Origin of the sequence: Cardiobacterium sp. Marseille-Q4385 (assembly GCF_916618745.1) — a bacterium.
In the GTDB taxonomy this organism is placed as follows: Bacteria; Pseudomonadota; Gammaproteobacteria; order Cardiobacteriales; family Cardiobacteriaceae; genus Cardiobacterium.
Genome location: NZ_OU745373.1, coordinates 211,368 through 232,151 on the forward strand (window position 1 = coordinate 211,368; position 20,784 = coordinate 232,151).

Consider the following 20,784-nt stretch of genomic DNA (forward strand, 5'->3'; position numbering starts at 1 on the left):
AGACACTACCATCATCCGCTCCCCCTATAATCCACAGCGAACCCACACAAAACCACGAATATGCGAACACATACCCTCCTTGTCCTGACGCTTGCCGCCTTTGCCGCCGCCCCGATCCTGGCCGCCCCCGCTGTGCCGAGCCGTGCCGAGACCCTGCAAAACCTGCCGCAACGTCTCGCCAGCCTGCCGACAGCCGACGGCGCCCCCGCCGCCACCTACCTCGAACGCGGCAAACCCACCCTCATCAAATACTGGGCAAGCTGGTGCCCGCTCTGCCTCGCCACCCTCGAAGAAACCGCCGAGTGGCACAAAGACAGCGCCTTTAAGGACATCAACCTCATCAGCATCGCTTCGCCCGGCCATTTGGGCGAACAAGAACCCGCCGCCTTCCGCAGCTGGATCAGCGGCCTGAAAACGCCCTACCCGCCCGTGCTTATCAACGACGGCGGCGATATCGCCCGCGATAGCGGCGTCGCTGTCTATCCGAGCTGGGTGCTGCTCGATGCGCGCGGCAACATCGCCCGCGTCATCAAAGGCCACATCACCCGCGACCAGGCCCTCGCTCTCATCAAAAATCCGGAAGCGGACATCAGCGCGCAAACCACCCACTACACGCCCAAAGCACAAGGAGCCCAACCCATGACCACCCAGACTATCTACCTCGCTGGCGGCTGCTTCTGGGGGCTTGAAGCCTACTTCGAGCGCATCCCCGGCATCATCGACGCCGAATCCGGCTACGCCAACGGCAAGACGGCCAACCCCAGCTACGAAGACGTCATTCGCGGCAGCGGCCACGCCGAGACCGTAAAAATCACCTACGATCCGGCGCGCATCAGCCTTGCCGACATCCTGCAATACTACTTCCGCGTCATCGACCCCACCTCGCTCAACAAACAGGGCAACGACCGGGGTACGCAATACCGCACCGGGGTTTACACCACCGACGCCGCCGAACGCAGCATCGTCGAAAAAGCGCTTGCCGAAGAACAGAAGCGGCACCAAAAGCCCCTCGTGGTCGAAAACCTGCCGCTTGCCAACTATTACAAAGCGGAGGAATACCATCAGGACTACCTCGCGAAAAACCCGAACGGCTACTGCCACATTGACATCCACCAAGCGGACATCCCGCTCGACAAGCCCCAAGCCGCGCGTGACCCAAACGGCGAACCCGTGATTGATGCGGGCAAATACCACAAACCCGACGCCGCCACCCTGCGGCAAACCTTGGGGGCGGAAGCCTACGAAGTCACGCAGAACAGCGCTACCGAGCGCCCCTTCTCGCATGCCTACGACCACCAGTTTGCGCCCGGTCTCTACGTGGATGTGGTCAGCGGCGAACCGCTGTTCAGCTCTGCCGACAAATACGATTCCGGCTGCGGCTGGCCGAGCTTCACCAAACCCATCAGCCGCGCCGTCATCACCGAACACGACGACACCAGCTACAACATGCGCCGCACCGAAGTGCGCAGCCGCGTCGCCGACGCGCACTTGGGGCACGTCTTCCCTGACGGCCCCAAAGACAAAGGCGGCCTGCGCTACTGCATTAACGGCGCCAGCCTGCGCTTCATCCCGCTGGCAGAAATGGCAGCGGCGGGCTATGGCGATTTGGTAGAGGTCGTCAAACAGGGCAAGTAAGGCGTGAGGATGCATTGGGTAGCCGCTGAGAACCCGGCATTTACGCCGCTTGGCGCTCCCACAAAGGCATAAAAAAGCAGGGCCCTGCCCTGCTTTTTTATCCCGCCGCACTAACGTCGCCGCCGGACGGCAATATCCGGCAAGTTCCAGTTGTAGATAATCGCCAGACCGCGAATGGTCAGTACCAGCAGCATGGTGAGGGTATCGCGCAGCCACAATTCCACACCGAAGTGCAGCAGGATGAAGTAGAAAATACCGCCGATGAGCGCAGCGGTCAGGTAGATTTCTTTTTGCAGCAGAAGCGGCACCTGGCGGCAAACGATGTCGCGCAGAATCCCGCCCATTACCGCCGTAATTACCCCCATCAGCACCGCGACCGGCGGCGCCACCACCCGCGTTTGCGCAATTTCGATGCCGATGACGGTAAAAGTTGCCATGCCGACGGCGTCGAACCAGCGGAAGGGTTTGTCGAGACGCTCGAACTGGTAATAGAAAATCTGCGTGACGATAGAAGTCGTGGTAATCAGATAGGCGTAATTCAAATCCACCAGCCAGAAGAGCGGGCGGCGATCCAGCAGCAAATCACGCGTCGTACCGCCGCCGATGGCAGTGATGAAGGCAATCATCACCGCGCCGAAAATGTCGAGGTTCTGCCGCTTGGCCAGCACAGTACCGGCGACGGCGGCGGTGAAAACGCCGAAGTAGTCAAGAATGCGGACGATGATTTCTGGGGCAAGAGTCATGGCAGGGTGGTGTCAGGAAAAAACGCGCGCTAGGATACACCCTTTTTCCGTTTCGTCATCTTGAGAGAATTTATGCACAAAATCCGCCGCTTATCGACCTTTATCGGGCAAACCTTTGCCCTGTGGGCCATCGTTTTCGCCATTATCGGCTACTCGCTGCCGCAGCCTTTTGTGCCGCTGAAAGGCACGATTCCCTACGCGCTCGGCGTCATCATGTTCGGCATGGGGCTGACCCTGCGTGCGCGGGATTTTGAGGAAATCGTGCGCCGCCCCGCCCAAGTGCTGCTCGGCGTCGTCGCGCAGTTCCTTATCATGCCGCTCCTCGCCGTAGCGCTGGTACACGTTTTTGCGCTGGATCCGATGGTTGCGCTCGGCGTCATTCTCGTCGGCTGCTGCCCGGGCGGCACGGCAAGCAACGTCATGACCTATCTTGCGCGCGGCGATGTCGCCCTGAGCGTGACCATCACCTCCTGCTCCACCCTGCTCTCGCCGCTCCTGACGCCGCTCCTGCTGCAACTCTACGCGCACACCAGCGTGGATATTGCAGCAGGCAAAATGATGGTGTCGATTCTGGAAACCGTGCTGCTGCCCATCGTCGCCGGCGTGGTGGTGAACCGCCTCTTCGACCGCCATCTGCAACTCTTGCGCGATGCCCTGCCACTTATCTCCGTCAGCGGCATCGTCCTGATCATCGCCATTGTCGTCGCTTTGAACAAAAGCCAAATCGCCGCAAGCGGGCTCATTATTTTCGGCGTCGTCATCCTGCATAATCTGCTCGGCTACGCGATGGGGCTCGGTGTTGCCTGGTTCGTCGGCATGGACAGCGCCCAGCGTCGCGCGGTGATGATCGAAGTCGGCATGCAAAACAGTGCCCTTGGGGCGAGCCTCGGCATCAACCACTTCAAAAGCCCAGAAACTGCCCTGCCCAGTGCCATTTTCAGCGTTTGGCACAACATCAGCGGTGCGCTAGTTGCCAATATCTGCACCTGGTGGGACAAGCGGAACCATCATTTATCCCCAGCAAAGCCGGAATAACGGACATAAAAAAACACCACCTGGATCCCGGTGGTGTTTTTTGTGCTTCTCGTGGCGGCTGAAAGCGCCTTTGCCTTTTTTGGCCTTGACGATGTGCTGGCGGTATTTCCCGCTGTGCAGTAAATCGAGATGCAATGTGCGTCTGTTCATGGTGTACTCCATAAGGTTTAGTGATGATGTCCATCCCCCCGCAGGGGGCGCGCATTATAGCGACGGTGCGGGAAATTGATACGGGAAAGGCGGTTTTCGTTAGGTGCTGGGCGGGAACAATGCCGGCTTCTGGGTTTTTCGTTGGAGACGTTGCAGGCAACGTCTCTACATTTTCCTTCTGCCGTAGCGTCGCCGTGCTGTCTGCAAAGCCACCAAGCGGCGTCAATGCTGGGTTCGCCAGGCGAGGTAAAGGCAAGGGTTTGACGCTTAGTGGATTTGACTAACCCCACTCCACCCCCTCACCTTGCCCCCTTTCTCGCTGCGTGAGTTTTTCGAGTCCCGTCAGCGGGCGAGGGTTTATCTTTGTTTTTGCGTTTTTTTCACGTATTGAGATGTGTAAATACCTATGAACACTACAGACAGCCATGACACCACCTACGGCCGGGCGCTTGCCTATGCCGCCGATGCCATCCGCCGGGGCGATAACGGTGCCGCCATCACCCTGCTCACCCCTTACACTGACGCTGCGCACGACCCCGTGACCTACCACTCCGCCTACCGTCTCTTGTACCCGCTGGTGCCAAACGACACCCTGCGCGACCGTCTCATCGCCGCTGCCATACAAGGCGACAACAACAGCTACACCATCATTGCCGACACACTCGCCACACTCGACCCGGCGATACTACCAGCCGACAACATCCTGCCGCTGGTGCGCCAGGCATACAGCCGCCGCGACTACCGCTGCGTGCTCAACCTCACCCGCCGCTTCGCCATACACCACCCCAATCACCCGCACATCGTCGATAACTACCATTTCGCCGCATTGGCTATGGACAAAACCGGCAAGAGCGAAGACGCCCTGCTTCTCCTACAGAAACTGCGCACGCATTACCCAGAACATACCTGCCTGACAGATATCATGCAGACCATCGCTCATCACAGCCGACAGCGTAGCCACGAACAGCACAACACGAATACGCCTCCCGCCACCTCATATGTCTTATACATTCTGATGCAAACCCTGCTGGGCGGGGGGCTGGCCGCACTGGCATTTGCCTTCCTCAGCCCGCTAGAAGGGGGCAACACTTTCGGCTGGGTGCTGCTTGGCTATGTCCTTCTCTGCTTTCCGCTGGCACTGGTATGCTTTGTGGCAGGCATCATTGTGGCCTGTCTGCGCTTGCGCCGCGACGCAGCAGGCATCACCCTGTCCATCATCGTCACCATCCTCACCTATGTGGGCGCCATGGCACTCTTCGCCGCAACCACCAAAGAAACCATGAGTGACGTTTTACCCATGATGAGCACCATCCTGACATCGGCGTCGCTGTCCACCTTGGTCTTGTCTATTTTCCTGCCAGCAGCGCCCCCTACAGACGACGCTGACTGAGCACAACGTTACGATTTTTTCGACAGTTAACCTTCGTACACGACAAAAAATACTCGTCTGCCAAGATAGTGCGCCCCCCATGTTTCAACAAGCGGCGTAAACACTGGCCTCGCCAAGCGGGATAAACACTGGGTTCACCCGTCCGCAAAAAAGCCCCGTTGCCGGGGCTTTTGTTTGTCGGGGTTTATTGAATCCGCTTGTATTTGATGCGGTGCGGCTGATCGGCTTCGTCGCCGAGGCGTTTTTTGCGGTCGGCTTCGTATTCGCTGTAAGTGCCAGGGAAGAAGGTGACTTGCGAGTCGCCTTCAAAGGCGAGGATGTGCGTGGCGACGCGGTCGAGGAACCAGCGGTCGTGCGAGATGATCAGCGCCGAGCCGGGGAAGGCGAGGATGGCTTCTTCCAGCGCGCGCAGGGTTTCCACGTCCAGATCGTTGGTCGGTTCATCAAGCAGCAGCACATTGCCGCCGCTTTTCAGCAGTTTGGCGAGGTGCAGGCGGTTGCGTTCGCCGCCGGAGAGGTCGCCGACGCGTTTTTGCTGGTCCGCACCCTTGAAGTTGAAGCGGCCCAGGTAGGCGCGGCTGGGGATGGTGTAGCTGCCGACGATGATGTTGTCGAGGCCGTCCGAGACTTCTTCCCACACGGTTTTGTCGGCATTTAAGGCGTCGCGTGACTGGTCCACGAAGGCGATGCGCACGGTTTCGCCGATTTCCACTGTGCCCGCGTCCGGCGTGTCTTTGCCGGCGAGGATGTTGAACAGGGTGGATTTGCCCGCGCCGTTCGGGCCGATGATGCCGAGGATGGCGCCGGTCGGCAGGTTGAAGCTGAGGTCTTCGTAGAGGGCTTTGTGCGCGTAGCCTTTGGCGATGTGGTCAGCGATGATGACTTTGTCGCCGAGGCGCTCACCCGGCGGGATGTAGATTTCCTGGGTTTCGGCGCGTTTCTGGAATTCTTTGCCGGAGAGTTCGTCGAAGCGGGCGAGACGCGCCTTGTTTTTGCTGTGGCGGCCTTTGGGGTTGTTGCGCACCCATTCGAGTTCCTGCTTGAGGGCGCGGCGGTGTGCGGATTCTTGTTTTTCTTCGATGGCGAGGCGTTTTTCTTTCTGCTCAAGCCAGGCGGAGTAGTTGCCCTGATACGGGATGCCTTCGCCCCGGTCGAGTTCGAGAATCCAGCCGGCGACGTTGTCGAGGAAGTAGCGGTCGTGGGTAACGGCGACGACAGTGCCGGGGAAGTCGTGCAGGTAGCGTTCCAGCCAGGCGATGGATTCGGCATCCAGGTGGTTGGTCGGCTCGTCAAGCAGCAGCATGTCGGGGTTCGACAGTAGCAAGCGGCAGAGGGCGACACGGCGTTTTTCCCCGCCGGAGAGGGTGTTCACCACTTGTTCCCACGGCGGCAGGCGCAGGGCGTCGGCGGCGATTTCCATGCGGCGTTCATTATCGTGCCCGCCGCCGGCGGCGAGTTTGTTTTCCAGCTCGGCCTGTTTGGCGGCCAGCGCTTCAAAGTCGGCGTCGGGATCGGCGTAAGCGGCATAAACGGCATCGAGTTCGGCCTGCACGTCTTTCATGTCGCTCATCGCTTCTTCCACGACTTCGCGCACGGTTTTGTCCGGATCCAGCTGCGGTTCCTGCGGCAGGTAGCCAATGCTGATGCCGGGCTGTGGCCGTGCCTCGCCCTGGATATCGGTATCGACCCCAGCCATAATTTTCAGCAGGGTGGATTTGCCCGCACCGTTCAAGCCGAGGATGCCGATTTTTGCGCCGGGGAAGAAAGAGAGGGAGATATCTTTGAGGATGAATTTGCCGCCGGGGACGACTTTGCTCATCCGGTTCATGGTATAGACGTATTGGCTCATGTTTTCCGCTTTGTCTGATAAAAGTGAGGCGCTATTCTATGTGATTCCTTATTTTTGTTAAGACGTTGCCCATGTTCCTGCATAAATGTTCCGCCTTCGCCCGCCTGATGCGGCTCGACCGCCCCGTCGGCACCCTGCTGCTTGCCTGGTCCGGCCTGTGGGGGCTATGGCTCGCGGGCGGTGGCCGGCCACCGGTGCGCGTGGTAGCCGTCATCCTGCTCGGGACGTGGCTGATGCGCAGCGCCGGCTGCGTCTTCAACGACCTTGCCGACCGCAACTTCGACGGCCACGTCGCGCGCACCCGCCATCGCCCGCTGGCCAGCGGTGAAGCCAAGGCAGGCGAGGCGCTCGCGCTCGGCGTCATCCTGCTCTTCCTCAATTTCCTGCTGGTGCTGCTGCTCAACTGGCAATCGGTGCTGCTCGCCATTGCCTGCGGCGCGGTGGCACTCTTCTACCCGCTCTGCAAGCGCTTCTTCCTCGCCCCGCAACTGGTGCTCGGCATCGCTTTTGCCAGCCCCATCCTCATGGCACAAACTGCCATCCTCGGCACCATTACCGCAGCAGGCGCGTGGCTATTCGTCGCCAGCGTCATCTGGGCACTGATTTACGATACCTACTACGCGCTGGTGGACCGCGAAGATGATGAAAAAATCGGCCTGCATTCCAGCGCCATCACCGTGCGCGGCTACGAACGCCGCTTCCTCGCGCTGATGATGCTGCTGATGCTCGTCTGCCTGCTGCTCGCCGGGCGTGCTGCCGCGCTGAATGCCTGGTACTACGTGGGCGTCGCCGCTGCCGCCCTGCTTTTTGCCTGGGAACAGTGGGACGCGCGCCATCTTGACCGCGAACACTGCTTCCGCGCCTTCGTGCACAACAACTGGGTCGGTGCTGCCATCCTGCTCGGCATCGTCCTCGCCCATCTGCCCTAACCCGTGAACCCTATGACCAGCCACATCCGCGCCGTCTTCTTCGACATCGACCGCACCCTCTACGAACACAGCCGCGACTACGTGCCGCCCTCCAGCCTCGCCGCTATCGCCGCCCTGAAAGCGCGCGGCATCATCCCTGCCATCGCGACCGGACGCGGCTACTGCGCCCTGCCGCCCGCCATTGACCGTCTCGTCGAAGACGGCGACATCGAACTCGTCATCGCCAGTAACGGCCAGTACAACCGCTACGGCGAACGCGTCCTCAGCGCGCACCCGATTGCGAAAGACGACATCGAAAGCCTCACCCGTGCCTTCCGCGTCCACGACTGGGAATACACCTACGTCTCCGCTACACACATGGCCGCCGGACGCACACGCGGCAGCAGCCACAAAATCCTGAAAAACTATCCCTGCTATACCGTAGATCCCGACTACTACCGCACACACGACGTCGAACAACTCGTCGTCCTCACCCCAGTCGCCCAGGAAAGCGCGCTGCAAACCATCCTCGCCGCACACGGCGGCCGCTACAAAACCGTGCGCAGCCACGCGGGCGCGGTGGATCTCTTGCACACAGAGGGCAGCAAGGCGCGCGGCATCCACGAAGCCTGCGCAGCGCTCGGCATCAACCCCAAGGATACCCTGGCCTTCGGCGACGGCCTGAATGACGTGGAAATGTTCGCCGCCGTCGGCGCGGGCATCGCGATGGGCGATGCCTGCCCCGAACTCAAAGCGGTGGCCCGCCACATCACCGGCACCCTGGAAGAAGACGGCGTGGCGGTGGCGCTGCGCGAGCTGGGTGTGCTGGATTAAGGCATAACGACGGCAGCAGCAGAGAACGGGTCGCTATAATGCCGGCATCTTTCCACTGCAAAGGAGCCCGTCATGGTCAAAATCCTCGTTATCTCCGCCCACCAGAACCTGCAACAATCCGTCAGCAACCGCCTGATCCTGGCAGACTTGGAACAACATTTCGGCAGCGACCTCAGCGTGCGCCGCTTGTCCGACCTCTACCCCGATTACCACATTGACGTTGCCGCCGAACAGGCCGCACTGGTGGAGGCCGACATCGTCGTCCTGCAATACCCGATCTACTGGTTCAACACCCCGGCCATCCTGAAAAAATGGCTGGATGATGTGTGGACCTACGGCTTCGCCCACGGCACAGGCGGCGACAAGCTACACGGCAAAAAGCTGTTCGTTTCCACCACCACTGGCTCGCCAAAAGAAGTCTATGACGGCAATACCGCGCCGTTCATCGCCGATTTGGTCAAACCCGTCGAAGCCTCAGCCCTCTACGCCGGCTTTGCCTGGCACGGTGTCGAGCCGCTCTACGGCGCCCTCTACATTCCGGGCGTACACAGCGACGCTGATCTGGCACAAATCGAAACGCGTGCCCACAATCACGCCCGCCACATCAGCGAGAAAATCAAGCAACTGCGGTAAGCGGTCACACGTCACAAAAAAAGCAGCCATTTCGGCTGCTTTTTTATGGTCTTTGGCATCAGCGACAAAACATCAAAGGGTTTCCGGCTCTACCGCCACAGGAGCGGGTTGTGGCGCAGGTTGCGGCGGTGTGGTTTCGAGGGTTTTTAATGCTTGCAGGGCGCGTTCTTGCGGCCAATAGAGGCGGCTATTGTTGTCTGCCGGCAGAATGGCGGGCGGGGTATCTGCGCATTTTTTCTGGTGTTGCAGGGTTTGCAGGATGAGGGCGGCGGGCAGGCCGCCGTTTTGTGCGGCACTTTGCGCGTAGTAGGCGCAGGCTTTGTTTTCGTCAGCGGTTTCGCCCCAGTCGCCGCGCCGGTAGATTTGGCCGAGGATGAGGGCAGCGGTGCTGTCGCCTGCGTCACTGGCGCGTTGCAGCCAGTCGAGTGCCTGTTTGTTGTCGGCAGCGACGCCTTTGCCCACGTGGTAGATGTCGAGGGCGAGGTGACGCATGGCGGCAGCGTCTGCGGGTTGACCGGTCGCGGCTTTTTCCAGCCATTCGCGCGCCTGCTCGACGTTTTGCGCGCCACCCTTGCCGCTTAACCAGGCAAGGCCAAGATTGCGCATGGCGCTGGTGCTGCCCCGCTCGGCGGCACGGTTGTATTTTTGCCGCGCCTGCGCGGGGTTTTGGTTGTCGGCGGCGAGGTTGCCCTGCCAGTCATAGGCGACGGGATGGTTTTGTTTAGCGGCTTTGGCGAACCATTTGGCAGCGTCACGCTGTTTGTCGCTGGCGATGCCGTAGTAGTCGAGGATACCGAGGGCAGTTTGGGCATCGGCGTTATTCTGGGCGGCCGCTTTGGCGAACCATGTGCGCGCGGTGGGGTAGTCGCGGCGCAGGGCGTATTCCTGGCCGAGGTGGTATTGGAAGACGGGGTCGTTATCTGTCTGCGCGGGGTCTTGGGCGGCAGGCGCCGGAGCGGTTTCTTGTGCCGATACGATGGCAGGCTCGGCTGCCAGAACGGCTTCTTGTGTTGATGCTGCTGTGGACTCGGTTACCGGGGCAGTTTCTTGTGCTGATGCCGCTGTGGGCTCGGGCTCGGCTACCGGGGCAGTTTCTTCGGCTGCCGGGGTCATTTCTTGTGCTGATGCAGAATCGGCTGCCGGGGCGGTTTCTTGTGCTGATGCTGCTGCGGCGTTATCCGGGGTTGTTGTGGTTTGTTCGGGGCTGTTGTCCTGGGCGCAGGCAAGCGGGACAAGCAGGGCAAGGGTCAGGGCGAAGTATTTCATGGTTGGGTGGTGGGTCGGAGGGCGTTGGCGATGCGCAGGGCATCGCGGGTGGCCGCGATGTCGTGAGCGCGGATGATGGCTGCACCTTGCCAGGCGGCAAGGGCGGCGAGGCTGATGCTGCCGTAGAGGCGCGCATCAACGGGGGCGTTATCAAGGTAGTGACCGATGGTGGACTTGCGCGAAACCCCGATGAGGACGGGATAGCGTTCGTGGCTGAAGCGGCGGCAATCGCGGATGAGCGCCATGTTTTGCGCCGGCGTTTTGCCGAAACCGAAGCCGGGGTCGAGAATAAGGCGGTCGGCACTGATACCCGCATCCAGGCAGGCGGCGACGCGCGCTTGCAGGTAGGCATCAACTTCGCTGACGACGTCGGCGTAATCGGTGTGTTGTTGCATGGTGTCGGGCATGCCGCGCATGTGCATGAGGCAGATGGCAACGTGCGGGTAGCGCGCAAGCAGGGCGAGGGCACCGTCGTCTTCGAGGCCGCGCACGTCGTTGATAAGGTCTACACCGAGTTCGAGCATGGCGGCCATGACGGCGGTTTTTTTGGTGTCTATCGAAATGGGGCACTGCCCATCGGCGACGAGTGCCCGCACGATGGGGGTGAGGCGGGCGATTTCTTCTTCCGCCGGGACTTCTTGTGCGCCGGGTCGGGTAGATTCAGCGCCAATGTCGATGATGTCCGCGCCTTCAGCCCGCATTTGTCGCGCACGGGCGAGGGCAGTCGCGGGATCCAGGTAACGGCCACCGTCAGAAAATGAATCGGGCGTGCAGTTCAGCACGCCCATAAGGTTGGTTCTACTCAGGTCCAGGGCGTAGCGGCCACAGCGCATCAGAGTTGCTCCGCCGGTTTGTCACCGCTGTCCAGGCTGTAGTCGTCGTGGTGCGGACGGGTTTTGTCGTCGCTGGAGCCGTCCCAGTCGGCGGGGTCGCGTACCGGACGCCGTGCCATCAGGTCATCGATTTGGCCTTCATCAATGGTTTCGTATTTGATGAGGGCAGCAGTCATGCTGTGCAGGATGTCCATATTGTCTTTGAGGATTTTTTCGGCACGGGCATAGTTGTGGTCGATGATGTTGCGGATTTCAGTGTCAATAGTGTGTGCGGTTTCATCCGAGATGTTTTTATGCTGGGTGACACTGCGGCCGAGGAAGATTTCACCTTCTTCTTCACCGTAGGCGAGCGGGCCGAGTTTGTCGGACAGGCCCCAGCGGGTCACCATGTTGCGCGCGATAGCGGTGGCACGCTCGATGTCGTTGGAAGCGCCGGTCGAGACTTCGTCTTCACCGTAGATGAGGGCTTCGGCGATGCGGCCGCCGTAGAGGGTGGCAATCTGGCTTTCCAGGCGGCGACGCGAATAGCTGTAGCGGTCTTGTTCGGGCAGGAACATGGTGACGCCGAGGGCGCGGCCGCGCGGGATGATGGTGACTTTATAGACGGGATCGTGATCCGGCACGATGCGGCCAACGATGCAATGCCCGGCTTCGTGGTAGGCGGTCATTTCTTTTTCTTTGTCAGACATGACCATGGAGCGGCGTTCGGCACCCATCATGATCTTGTCTTTGGCATCTTCCATGTCTTGCATGGTGATTTTCTGGCGATTGCGCCGTGCGGCAAAGAGCGCCGCTTCGTTAACCAGGTTGGCGAGATCCGCGCCGGAAAAGCCGGGGGTGCCGCGCGCGATGTCAAAGGGTTTGACGGCGTCGTCAAAGGGTTTTTTGCGCATGTGCACTTTGAGAATTTGTTCGCGGCCTTTAAGGTCGGGCAGGCCGACCACGACCTGACGGTCAAAACGACCAGGACGCAGCAATGCGGGGTCAAGGACGTCCGGGCGGTTGGTCGCGGCGATGACGATAACGCCTTCATTACCTTCAAAGCCGTCCATTTCCACGAGCAGCTGGTTCAGGGTTTGTTCGCGTTCGTCGTGTCCGCCGCCGAGACCGGCGCCACGCTGGCGGCCGACGGCATCGATTTCGTCGATGAAGATGATGCACGGCGCTTTGGCTTTGGCTTCTTCAAACATGTCGCGTACACGCGAGGCACCAACACCAACGAACATTTCGACGAAGTCAGAACCGGAGATGGTGAAGAACGGCACTTTTGCTTCGCCGGCAATCGCACGAGCGAGCAGGGTTTTACCGGTGCCGGGCGGGCCAACCATCAGCAGGCCGCGCGGGATTTGTCCGCCCAGGCGGCTGAATTTGCTGGGGTCACGCAGGAATTCGACCATTTCTTCTACGTCGGCCTTGGCTTCGTCCGCCCCGGCTACATCAGCAAAGGTGACTTTGATTTTATCTTCAGGAATGAGGCGGGCGCGGCTTTTACCGAAGGAGAAGGCGCCGCCCTTGCCGCCGCCCTGCATCTGCCGGGTGGTGAACATGAACAGGCCGATGAGCAGCAGGATGGGCAAGAGGTTGACGAAGATACGGGTCAGCAGGCTTTCTTTTTCCAGCGGTTCGCTGCTGATGTTTACTTTGGCCGCGCGCAGGTCACCAACGAGGGCGCGGGTGTCCGTCGCTTCGGGGTTGTTGGTGGTGTAACGCGTACCGCCACGGTCGGTGAAAGTGATGCGCGCATTTTGCAGGTCAATCGATGCGCTTTGTACTTCGCCGTTATCAACGCGGTCAAGGAATTGCGAGTAGCTGACTTCGCGCGAGCCGCCGGTGGTGCCGAATTTGCCCATCTCACCGACGAGCACCAAAAACAGCAGTATCAGCCCACCCCAGATAAGTAATGATTTCCGCATATCGTTCAAAATATTGTCCTCTCTCTAATTTTTGCGACCGAACCCGCGTGCCAGCAGGTAGGTTTCCTGACTGCGCGCGCGCGAGGCTTCGGGTTTGCGCGTGGCAACAGTCAGAAAACGGCTTTTCAATGAGCGCAGTAGTGTATCAAAGCCCGGCCCGTGGAATATCTTTGTTAAGAAACTTCCACCTTGTGCCAGGCGGTGCTCGGCGAAGTCAACGGCCAGTTCGACCAGATGCATACTCTTCGCCTGATCGACCACGCGAACACCGCTGGTATTGGGGGCCATATCGGAAATTACAAGATCCACCGCGCTGTCGCCCAATTCGGCATAGAGCGCGTCCAGCACCGCGTCCTCGCGGAAATCGCCCTGAATGAAGGTAACATCCGGCAGGGCATCCATCGGCAGAATATCGAGGGCAATCATCCGCCCCTGCCCGCGCAGGCATTCGGCGACATACTGCGACCAGCCGCCGGGTGCCGCGCCAAGTTCGACTACGGTCATCCCCGGACGAATGAGGCGGTCTTTTTCCTGAATTTCCTTGAGTTTGTAAACCGCGCGTGAGCGGTAGCCTTCCTGCTGCGCCTTCTGCACGTAAATATCGTTGAAATGTTCTTTCAGCCAGCGTTGGCTTGTTTTGCTGCGTGCCATTGCCTTACCATATGTTCTCGAAAAATCAACAGGATATCCAAGTGTTAACTAAAAACCAAATCCGCTTTTTGAAAGCGCAGGCGCACCACCTGCACCCCGTGGTGATGATTGGCGCGAACGGCATCAATGAAGGGGTGGACCGCGAACTCGAACGCGCCCTCGACAGTCACGAACTCATCAAGGTCAAACTGGGCAACGTTGAAGACGAATTGCAGGCAGAGATGATTGCCCATATCACGACTGCGCATCAGGCGGAATTTGTGCAGAAGATAGGCCACGTTGCGGTGTTTTACCGCAGGAATGAAGATGCGGTGAAAATCACGCTGCCGAGGGATTGACTCCGGCAGGGAAAACCACCGCTTGCGGTGGTTTTTCTTTATCACGCGTTCGCCGCCCTATCCGCTTTCCCATGCGACAATGCCCGCCCAACCACAAAATCCGGAAATCACCATGCCCATTCGCCCCTTCCTTCTCACTGCTGCCCTGATCCTCGCTCCCACCCTGCACGCAGATGACTGTGCTGCGCTGCAACAAGCCGCTGACGCGCGCAACCAGGCGGATTACGCACAAGCCCGCGCGCTTTACGACACTCTCGCCGCCGCCGGCAATGCCCGTGCCGAAGCCCGCTTGGGGCAAATGCAGCTTGCCGGCGAACTTGGCAGCAAAGACGACGCGGCCGCTCTCGCCCATATCCAGAAAGCGGCGGAAGCGAGCGACGGCATCGGCCAGTACCTGCTCGGCAGTGCCTACCAACGCGGCAACGGCGTCGAAAAAGACCCGGCTGCTGCGCAAAAGTGGTTCACTGCGGCCGCGCAAACCCTGCCACAAGCTGCTGCCCATAACGATGCCGAGGCTCAATTCATCCTCGCCATTCTCTACCTGAACGGCCAGGGCGTTGGCAAAGACGATGCGCAAAGCCGGCAATGGCTGGAAAAAGCGGCGGAAAACGGCAATGCCTCCGCGCAAAACCTGCTGGGCAATACCCTGCTCGCCGACAATGCGCAAGAAAACAAACGCGCAGCGGTGAACTGGCTGAAAAAAGCCGCCGCCCAGGGTCACAGCGTGGCGCAAAACACCCTCGGCGATCTCTACAAAAACGGGCGGGGCGTCATCGCTAATCCGGCCACTGCCGCCGAGTGGTACCGCCAGGCTTTCGAAAGCAGCGGTAAAGCCGCCGTGCAGGGCGCCGTCATGGCGCAGGTCCAGCTCGCCGAGCACTATTACTACGGCACCGGTACCGACGCCGACCGCGACAAAGCGCGCGAGTGGTACCAAAAAGCCGCCACACAAGGCAGCGACAAAGCCAAACAGGCGCTGCAAACCCTCAATCCGTGAGAATCCCATGTTTCGCGTACAACGCATCTACGACTACACCCCGCAAGCGGATGAAACGGGCATCTTCCTCGACCGCCTCTACCCGCGCGGCGTGCACAAAGAACTGATGGCGCAAGTGGTCTGGCTGAAAGACCTGACCCCATCGGCGGAACTGCGCCGCTGGTATCACGCCGACAGCGACAACCGCTACGCCGCATTTGCCGAGCGCTACCGCAGTGAACTGCTTGACCCGACCCACCAGGCGGCACTGGCCGAACTGTGGCGCCTCAGCGAAGCCCGCCCGCATACCGTGCTGCTCACTGCCGTCAAACACCCCGAACACTCGCATATCGCCGTCCTGCTTGATTACCTGCATGAAAACGGCGCATCTGACGGCACCCAGACCTGAGCAAGCGGCGTAAATACTGGACCCGCCAAGCGGTGTAGATGCTGGCTCCGTCAAGCGGCGTAAATACTGGCCCCTTCAAGCAGCGTCAATACTGGGCCCGCCAAGCAGCGTAAATACCGGCCCCGTCAAGCGGCGTCAATACTGGGTCCGCCAAGCGGCGTAAATACTGGGCCCGCCAAGCAGCGTAAATACCGGCCCCGCTAACGGCGTAAATACCGGCCCCGCCAAGCGGTGTAGATGCTGGCCCCGTCAAGCGGCGTAAATACTGGGCTCACCAAGTGCAGATAAGTTAAAGGCGCCCTGTCGGGTGCCTTTATCATGCGATGGCTGCGCCTTACAGGCAGATGAGCTTGCCGTCTTTCAGCACACCTTCCTGAGCGTCGTAGAGGATTTGCGCGCTTTGCGAGAGAGCAAGGCTTTCCTCTTTATTGAGCGGCGGCATGAGGGTGTCGAGGATGCCCCGGCGACCGATGAGGCGCGGCAGCGACAGGCAGACATCATCAAAGGCGCAACTGCCGGAAACGGTAAAGATGGCGTGGCGGTCGTTGATGATGGCGTCGGCGAGGCTGTTCACCGCGATACCGATGCCGTAGTAGGTGGCGTTTTTGCCAGCGATGATGGAAAGGGCTGCGCCGCGTACGTTGGTGGCGATGTCGTCCATTTCTTTTTTGCCCCACGGGATTTGCCGCTCACTCATGAAGGTGGCGACGGGCATGCCGGCAATCAGCGCGCTGCTCCAGCACATCACGGAGGAATCGCCGTGTTCACCGAGGGTGTAGGAGTGGACGTAGCGTGCGTTTACCCCGGCGCGTTCGCCGATAAGCTGGCGGAAGCGGGCACTGTCGAGGATGGTGCCGGAGCCCATGACAAGTTCCGGGGTCGGGTGCAGGGCGCGGGTAACGCTAGTCATGATGTCCACCGGGTTGGACACGATGAGCACCACGGCATCCGGCGCTACGGCCACGACTTGCGGCACGATGCTGGCGAAGATGGCGGCATTGCGTGCAAGCAGGTTGAGGCGCGATTCGCCCGGTTTCTGGTTCGAACCGGCGGCGATGACGACCAGCGCTGCGCCCTGCAGGTCGGCGTAGCTGCCCGCATAGGCGCGCACGCCCCTCGCCAGCGGCGCACCGTGGGCGATGTCGGCCGCTTCGGCTTTGGCGCGCGCTTCGTTCGCGTCAATCAGGACGATTTCGCTGCATGTGCCGTTCAGCATCATCGCGTAGGCGGCGGTGGCGCCGACGAATCCGGCGCCGATGATTCCAACTTTTGCCATTGTGTTGTCTCCTCTAAGGTTGGGGTTGAAATTAAACTAAATTCTGTACTTGCTCGCGCATCTGCTCGATCAGCACTTTCAAGTCCACGGCGGCCTGACTCAGCACGTTATCGCCCGCTTTTGAGCCCAGCGTGTTGGCCTCGCGGTTAAATTCCTGCATGAGGAAGTCCAGACGCCGCCCGATGGCGCCATCCTGCTGCAAGGTCTTGCGCGCTTCGGTCACGTGAAAGCGCAGGCGGTCCAGTTCTTCCTGCACATCCATTTTGGACAGGATGGCGGCGAGTGTCTGCCCGGCGACGGCAGGATCCACTTCCGTGCGCAGGGCGGCGAGGCGCTCATGCAGTTGCGCTGTCGTCTTCTCCTGCAAACGCGGCAGGTGGGCGTGCACATGCGCCAACTGCCCGTCAATGTCGTCCAGCCGCTGCCCCAGCACGCGGGCAATCGCCGTGCCTTCCCGCTCGCGCATGGCAAGGAAGTCGCCGAGCGCCTGCTCGAAAAGGTGCATCACCATATCGTCCAGCGCATCTTCGCTGTCGCGTTCGCGCACCAGCACACCAGGCAGGGCCAGCACGTCGCCCCAAGCGGGTTGGCCGAGGGCATTGCCACTGTCGGCGGCGGCGAGTGCCTGTAACCATTGCGCAAGTGCTGCAGTGTCCAGGCGTTGTGTGCGCGCATCGGATAGCGTCTCCACGAAAATCCACACTTCCACCTTGCCGCGCTGCACCGTCGCCTGCAAACGCTCGCGAATGCCGCCTTCCAGATGGCGCAGGGCATCCATCATCTTCATCTGTACTTCGAGGAAACGGTGGTTGACTGATTTCAGCTCAACGCTAACGCGCCAGCGCCCGTTTTCATCTACCGCCCGGGCGAAGGCGGTCATGCTTTGCCGCATAGAAAAACCTGATTAACAAACTGCGTGACATGATACGCCTTTTACCACCACCTTGCCGCCAGATTGCCAGCATCGGGCAATCCGACTACAATTCCTAACGAAACGTTACTTTTAGCGTTACATTTCCCCAATCCCACCAGGAGACACTATGAAACTCGTCCTTTCCCGCCACGGCCAAAGTGAATGGAACCTGTCCAACCGCTTCACCGGCTGGGTGGATGTTGATCTCACCGCGCAAGGCGTCGAAGAAGCCATCGCCGGCGGCAAACTGCTGAAAGAAGAAGGCATACAATTTCATGCGGCCTTCACTTCCTATCAGAAACGCGCCATCAAGACCCTGCACCTCCTGCTCGAACACTGCGACCAGCTCTGGATACCCGAATACAAAAGCTGGCGCCTGAACGAACGCCACTACGGCGGCCTGCAAGGGCTGAACAAAGCCGAAACTGCCGCCAAATACGGCGACGAACAAGTACACATCTGGCGCCGCAGCTTCGACGTCCCACCGCCCGCTATCGACAAAACCAGCGAACACTACCCGGCGAACGACCGCCGCTACCAGGAAGTGCCTGCTGCCGAAATGCCGGTTGGCGAAAGCCTGAAAGACACCATTGCCCGCGTACTGCCCTACTGGGACAGCAACATCGCTCCCGAACTGCGCCAGGGCAAAAACGTCCTCATCTCGGCACACGGCAACAGCCTGCGCGCGCTCATCAAATACCTAATGAACATCAGCGACGAAAAAATCCTCGAACTGAACCTGCCGACCGGCACCCCGCTCATCTTCGACCTCGACGACAACCTCAACATCGTCAGCGCGCCGGAACTCTTCTAACCATACCTACCCCGAACGGGCGGCCTGCGGGTCGCCCGTTTTATTACCAAACCCCGCCAAGCGGGACAACCACGCAACTTACCCCTATCCCAACCCAAGGAACCCCATGCACAAACACCTCCTCGCCACCGCCCTCGGCCTCAGCCTTGCCAGCCTTGCCCACGGCGAAACCGCACAAGAAAGCTGGCTGCACCGCACCCTGCCCGCCGAAACCGCCGCCTACGCCCGCGTACCCGGCGTGTGGTTCCTCGAACAAAACGCCCTGCCCACGAGCGCCGTGTATCAGAGCGAAGCCTACAAAAACCAAAGCCAACTCATCCGCAAAGCCCTGCAAGAAAAACTGCTCACCCTGCTACCGCCCGAAGCAGCGAACACCTTGCGACCACTACTAGAACACCTCACCTCGCCGCTCGAAGCTGCCTTCATCACCGATAACCACGGCATGACCATCCTTATCGCTAGCCATATCGAGCAAAACAGCGCACAAGACATCCAAAAAACCCTGCAACAAGTCTTCCCCGCACCGTGGCAAGTGAGTGCCGACCGCATCCAGAACAGCGCCGAAAAAAACGCCCCCATCATCGCCTACCGCTTTGATGACAAACAAAAACGCCTGCTGCTCGCCATCAACAGCGACAACCAGCCCGATGCCCAAGTCGCCCTCATCGACAAAAACGACGGCAACGCGCCCTTTACCGCACAAGAAAACCGACTCGACCCCGAACACAACGGCCTCTACCTCTGGGCCAACCCGCAAAACCCGCTCATCCAGATGAGCATCAGCCGACAGCAGGACATCCTGCAAAAACTCGGCCTTGACCGCGTCCAGCAAGCATCGCTCGCCTGGGCCGCTGCCGAAGGCCGCCCGCGCCTGCAACTCAGCCTCGGCCTGCCGGACAACGCCCCGCTCAACCTGCCCGCTGCGACGGCAAACAACCTCAGCACCCTGCATTACCACGGTGACATCACTGCCCTTGCCGCCTTCACCCTGCCAAACGACGCCCAGCTGGACGGCATCCTGGACAGCAACGGCGAACTCAAAAAAAACCTGCAACAAGCCCTCGGCGTGAGTGCTGACGACCTTGCCGCCCTCGGCACCATCCACTACCTCAGCGACGACAATGGCCGCTACCTCGTCCTGCCGCAAAGCGCCAAGCCCGCGCTAAACAGCCTCCTTGACAAACTCCAGCAAAAAGGCCACCTGAAAAACCGCAGCATGGGCCGCGACAACATCGAACACCTCGCCTTCGCCAGCCTCGCCAACCTCATTAGCGAGGGCAATACCAACAGCACGGACCCCAGCAAAGAAGCCTTCCTCGCCCTGCTGCTTAACATCCAGAACCACTACTACCTGCGCGATGAAGGCGACAACCTCCTCATCGCCACCCTGCCGCAACCCCTCGCCGCGCGCGCCAAAGCAGGCGACAGCGCGCCCAAACTCGGCGACTGGCTCAAAGCCGAACACCACAACCTCGACGGCGTGAACTACGCCTACATCCAGAACCAGCGCAACCTCAGCCGCGACAGCTACTACGAAGGCCTGCGCCGCCTGCAAATGTACGCCGATCTTGCCGGCACACCGCTCGACCTCAGCCAACTACCCGATGCCGAGAGCGCCAACCTGCCACAACAAGGCACCATCGCCCTGCGCCTGAGCGGCGGCGGTAGCAACCCCACCCTCTCGCTCGACCTGCAAAACGGCCTGGATGACCTCGCGAACCTTGCCAGCGGCACACCGGTCATTGCCATGTTCGGCATCGCCTCCGCCATCGCCCTGCCGGCGTATCAGGACTACACCGTGCGCGCAGAAATCTCCCGCCCCCTCTACGAAACCGCCGCATTGCGCGAAGCCATCGCCAGTGAGACGCCTGCGAAAGCAGGTAAAAAAGGCCAGAAAAAAGTGGCGAAGAACTACGCGGAATACATACCCGGTGACCACGTCCGCGTCGAAAACGACGACATCCACATCACCGTGAAAAGCAAAAACCGCAGCGTGGATGGCAAAACCATCACCCTGCACTATGACCGCGCCGGCAAAACCTGGCAATGCAAAACGACACTAAGCCCGCGCTACCTGCCGCTGATGTGCCGCTAACCCTTCACGCGCAACAAAAACCAGCCAAGCGGGCAGCCATGCCCGCTTTTGCGTAGAACGGCAGATGACCGCTCCCGAAAAATCATCCGGCTGTCAGTGCCCCGCGTCATAACGCCTGCCCTG

20 protein-coding genes are annotated in these 20,784 nt (G+C 60.3%); 11 read left to right on the forward strand and 9 right to left on the reverse strand.

Going from position 1 to position 20,784, the window contains the following annotated elements:
• Window positions 1-60 precede the first annotated feature (60 nt).
• The gene (gene msrAB, locus LG374_RS01045; RefSeq protein ID WP_225755964.1) at window positions 61-1,635 is read left to right on the forward strand and encodes a bifunctional peptide-methionine (S)-S-oxide reductase MsrA/peptide-methionine (R)-S-oxide reductase MsrB; all 1,575 of its coding nucleotides are present in this window, start codon (window positions 61-63) and stop codon (window positions 1,633-1,635) included.
• A gap of 110 nt (window positions 1,636-1,745) precedes the next feature.
• Here msrAB and LG374_RS01050 read toward each other — a convergent pair whose 3' ends face one another.
• Window positions 1,746-2,378: a trimeric intracellular cation channel family protein gene (locus tag LG374_RS01050; RefSeq protein WP_225755965.1), complete on the reverse strand. Its 633-nt coding sequence runs from the start codon at window positions 2,376-2,378 to the stop codon at window positions 1,746-1,748.
• Between the two features lie 72 nt (window positions 2,379-2,450).
• Between LG374_RS01050 and LG374_RS01055 the strand changes: the two genes are divergently transcribed.
• Window positions 2,451-3,413 carry a bile acid:sodium symporter family protein gene (locus LG374_RS01055; RefSeq protein ID WP_225755966.1) on the forward strand — a complete coding sequence of 321 codons (963 nt, stop codon included), beginning with the start codon at window positions 2,451-2,453 and terminating at the stop codon, window positions 3,411-3,413.
• Here LG374_RS01055 and arfA read toward each other — a convergent pair.
• Complete coding sequence (arfA, locus tag LG374_RS01060) at window positions 3,390-3,563, reverse strand: alternative ribosome rescue factor ArfA (RefSeq protein WP_225755967.1); 174 nt, start codon at window positions 3,561-3,563, stop codon at window positions 3,390-3,392. The genes LG374_RS01055 and arfA overlap by 24 nt on opposite strands.
• A gap of 406 nt (window positions 3,564-3,969) precedes the next feature.
• On the opposite strand from arfA, the gene LG374_RS01065 reads away from it, so the two are divergent.
• Window positions 3,970-4,953: a tol-pal system YbgF family protein gene (locus LG374_RS01065; protein WP_225755968.1), complete on the forward strand. Its 984-nt coding sequence runs from the start codon at window positions 3,970-3,972 to the stop codon at window positions 4,951-4,953.
• A gap of 184 nt (window positions 4,954-5,137) precedes the next feature.
• Here LG374_RS01065 and ettA read toward each other — a convergent pair whose 3' ends face one another.
• Window positions 5,138-6,802: an energy-dependent translational throttle protein EttA gene (gene ettA, locus LG374_RS01070; protein ID WP_225755969.1), complete on the reverse strand. Its 1,665-nt coding sequence runs from the start codon at window positions 6,800-6,802 to the stop codon at window positions 5,138-5,140.
• Window positions 6,803-6,873: 71 nt separating this feature from the next.
• On the opposite strand from ettA, the gene ubiA reads away from it, so the two are divergent.
• The 3 genes from ubiA (at window position 6,874) to LG374_RS01085 (ending at window position 9,177) form a co-directional block, all read left to right on the forward strand.
• Window positions 6,874-7,731: a 4-hydroxybenzoate octaprenyltransferase gene (gene ubiA / locus LG374_RS01075; RefSeq protein ID WP_225755970.1), complete on the forward strand. Its 858-nt coding sequence runs from the start codon at window positions 6,874-6,876 to the stop codon at window positions 7,729-7,731.
• Window positions 7,732-7,743: 12 nt separating this feature from the next.
• The gene (locus tag LG374_RS01080) at window positions 7,744-8,544 is read left to right on the forward strand and encodes a Cof-type HAD-IIB family hydrolase (RefSeq protein ID WP_225755971.1); all 801 of its coding nucleotides are present in this window, start codon (window positions 7,744-7,746) and stop codon (window positions 8,542-8,544) included.
• Window positions 8,545-8,616: 72 nt separating this feature from the next.
• Entirely contained in the window at window positions 8,617-9,177 is a 561-nt protein-coding gene (locus tag LG374_RS01085) for an NAD(P)H-dependent oxidoreductase (protein ID WP_225755972.1), read from the forward strand.
• A 72-nt stretch (window positions 9,178-9,249) separates the two neighbouring features.
• Here the strand turns inward: LG374_RS01085 and LG374_RS01090 are convergent, their stop codons facing one another.
• The 4 genes from LG374_RS01090 to rlmE are packed head-to-tail and all read right to left on the reverse strand — an operon-like array spanning window position 9,250 to window position 13,840.
• Window positions 9,250-10,443: a tetratricopeptide repeat protein gene (locus tag LG374_RS01090; protein WP_225755973.1), complete on the reverse strand. Its 1,194-nt coding sequence runs from the start codon at window positions 10,441-10,443 to the stop codon at window positions 9,250-9,252.
• Complete coding sequence (folP, locus tag LG374_RS01095) at window positions 10,440-11,276, reverse strand: dihydropteroate synthase (protein ID WP_225755974.1); 837 nt, start codon at window positions 11,274-11,276, stop codon at window positions 10,440-10,442. Before folP ends, LG374_RS01090 begins: the two co-directional genes overlap by 4 nt.
• Entirely contained in the window at window positions 11,276-13,189 is a 1,914-nt protein-coding gene (gene ftsH, locus LG374_RS01100) for an ATP-dependent zinc metalloprotease FtsH (protein ID WP_225757989.1), read from the reverse strand. Before ftsH ends, folP begins: the two co-directional genes overlap by 1 nt.
• A gap of 24 nt (window positions 13,190-13,213) precedes the next feature.
• A complete protein-coding gene (rlmE, locus tag LG374_RS01105) occupies window positions 13,214-13,840 on the reverse strand; it encodes a 23S rRNA (uridine(2552)-2'-O)-methyltransferase RlmE (RefSeq protein ID WP_225755975.1) in 627 nt (208 codons plus the stop codon).
• A gap of 41 nt (window positions 13,841-13,881) precedes the next feature.
• Between rlmE and yhbY the strand changes: the two genes are divergently transcribed.
• From yhbY to LG374_RS01120, 3 genes are all read left to right on the forward strand, one after another.
• Window positions 13,882-14,178 (forward strand): ribosome assembly RNA-binding protein YhbY, encoded by a 297-nt coding sequence (gene yhbY / locus LG374_RS01110; RefSeq protein ID WP_225755976.1) that lies wholly within the window; start codon window positions 13,882-13,884, stop codon window positions 14,176-14,178.
• Window positions 14,179-14,290: 112 nt separating this feature from the next.
• Window positions 14,291-15,175 (forward strand): tetratricopeptide repeat protein, encoded by an 885-nt coding sequence (locus LG374_RS01115; RefSeq protein ID WP_225755977.1) that lies wholly within the window; start codon window positions 14,291-14,293, stop codon window positions 15,173-15,175.
• 7 nt (window positions 15,176-15,182) lie between these two features.
• Window positions 15,183-15,563 carry a DUF488 domain-containing protein gene (locus LG374_RS01120; protein WP_225755978.1) on the forward strand — a complete coding sequence of 127 codons (381 nt, stop codon included), beginning with the start codon at window positions 15,183-15,185 and terminating at the stop codon, window positions 15,561-15,563.
• A 334-nt stretch (window positions 15,564-15,897) separates the two neighbouring features.
• Here the strand turns inward: LG374_RS01120 and LG374_RS01125 are convergent, their stop codons facing one another.
• On the reverse strand, window positions 15,898-16,839 hold the full coding sequence (locus tag LG374_RS01125) for an L-lactate dehydrogenase (protein ID WP_225755979.1): 942 nt from the start codon (window positions 16,837-16,839) through the stop codon (window positions 15,898-15,900).
• A gap of 31 nt (window positions 16,840-16,870) precedes the next feature.
• Window positions 16,871-17,719 (reverse strand): YicC/YloC family endoribonuclease, encoded by an 849-nt coding sequence (locus LG374_RS01130; RefSeq protein ID WP_255594357.1) that lies wholly within the window; start codon window positions 17,717-17,719, stop codon window positions 16,871-16,873.
• A gap of 160 nt (window positions 17,720-17,879) precedes the next feature.
• On the opposite strand from LG374_RS01130, the gene gpmA reads away from it, so the two are divergent.
• Complete coding sequence (gene gpmA, locus LG374_RS01135; protein WP_225755981.1) at window positions 17,880-18,566, forward strand: 2,3-diphosphoglycerate-dependent phosphoglycerate mutase; 687 nt, start codon at window positions 17,880-17,882, stop codon at window positions 18,564-18,566.
• Between the two features lie 106 nt (window positions 18,567-18,672).
• On the forward strand, window positions 18,673-20,661 hold the full coding sequence (locus tag LG374_RS01140) for a pilin (RefSeq protein ID WP_225755982.1): 1,989 nt from the start codon (window positions 18,673-18,675) through the stop codon (window positions 20,659-20,661).
• Window positions 20,662-20,784 lie beyond the last annotated feature (123 nt).

What these genes read in the sequence shown, in the direction of transcription:
- gpmA (WP_225755981.1), top strand. Translation starts at nt 17,880, where the DNA reads ATGAAACTCGTCCTTTCCCGCCACGGCCAAAGTGAATGGAACCTGTCC.
- LG374_RS01065 (WP_225755968.1), top strand. Translation starts at nt 3,970, where the DNA reads ATGAACACTACAGACAGCCATGACACCACCTACGGCCGGGCGCTTGCC.
- LG374_RS01050 (WP_225755965.1), bottom strand. Translation starts at nt 2,378, where the DNA reads ATGACTCTTGCCCCAGAAATCATCGTCCGCATTCTTGACTACTTCGGC.
- arfA (WP_225755967.1), bottom strand. Translation starts at nt 3,563, where the DNA reads ATGAACAGACGCACATTGCATCTCGATTTACTGCACAGCGGGAAATAC.
- ettA (WP_225755969.1), bottom strand. Translation starts at nt 6,802, where the DNA reads ATGAGCCAATACGTCTATACCATGAACCGGATGAGCAAAGTCGTCCCC.
- LG374_RS01125 (WP_225755979.1), bottom strand. Translation starts at nt 16,839, where the DNA reads ATGGCAAAAGTTGGAATCATCGGCGCCGGATTCGTCGGCGCCACCGCC.
- ubiA (WP_225755970.1), top strand. Translation starts at nt 6,874, where the DNA reads ATGTTCCTGCATAAATGTTCCGCCTTCGCCCGCCTGATGCGGCTCGAC.
- LG374_RS01080 (WP_225755971.1), top strand. Translation starts at nt 7,744, where the DNA reads ATGACCAGCCACATCCGCGCCGTCTTCTTCGACATCGACCGCACCCTC.
- LG374_RS01085 (WP_225755972.1), top strand. Translation starts at nt 8,617, where the DNA reads ATGGTCAAAATCCTCGTTATCTCCGCCCACCAGAACCTGCAACAATCC.
- LG374_RS01090 (WP_225755973.1), bottom strand. Translation starts at nt 10,443, where the DNA reads ATGAAATACTTCGCCCTGACCCTTGCCCTGCTTGTCCCGCTTGCCTGC.
- rlmE (WP_225755975.1), bottom strand. Translation starts at nt 13,840, where the DNA reads ATGGCACGCAGCAAAACAAGCCAACGCTGGCTGAAAGAACATTTCAAC.
- LG374_RS01055 (WP_225755966.1), top strand. Translation starts at nt 2,451, where the DNA reads ATGCACAAAATCCGCCGCTTATCGACCTTTATCGGGCAAACCTTTGCC.
- folP (WP_225755974.1), bottom strand. Translation starts at nt 11,276, where the DNA reads ATGCGCTGTGGCCGCTACGCCCTGGACCTGAGTAGAACCAACCTTATG.
- msrAB (WP_225755964.1), top strand. Translation starts at nt 61, where the DNA reads ATGCGAACACATACCCTCCTTGTCCTGACGCTTGCCGCCTTTGCCGCC.
- LG374_RS01130 (WP_255594357.1), bottom strand. Translation starts at nt 17,719, where the DNA reads ATGACCGCCTTCGCCCGGGCGGTAGATGAAAACGGGCGCTGGCGCGTT.
- ftsH (WP_225757989.1), bottom strand. Translation starts at nt 13,189, where the DNA reads ATGCGGAAATCATTACTTATCTGGGGTGGGCTGATACTGCTGTTTTTG.
- LG374_RS01140 (WP_225755982.1), top strand. Translation starts at nt 18,673, where the DNA reads ATGCACAAACACCTCCTCGCCACCGCCCTCGGCCTCAGCCTTGCCAGC.
- LG374_RS01120 (WP_225755978.1), top strand. Translation starts at nt 15,183, where the DNA reads ATGTTTCGCGTACAACGCATCTACGACTACACCCCGCAAGCGGATGAA.
- LG374_RS01115 (WP_225755977.1), top strand. Translation starts at nt 14,291, where the DNA reads ATGCCCATTCGCCCCTTCCTTCTCACTGCTGCCCTGATCCTCGCTCCC.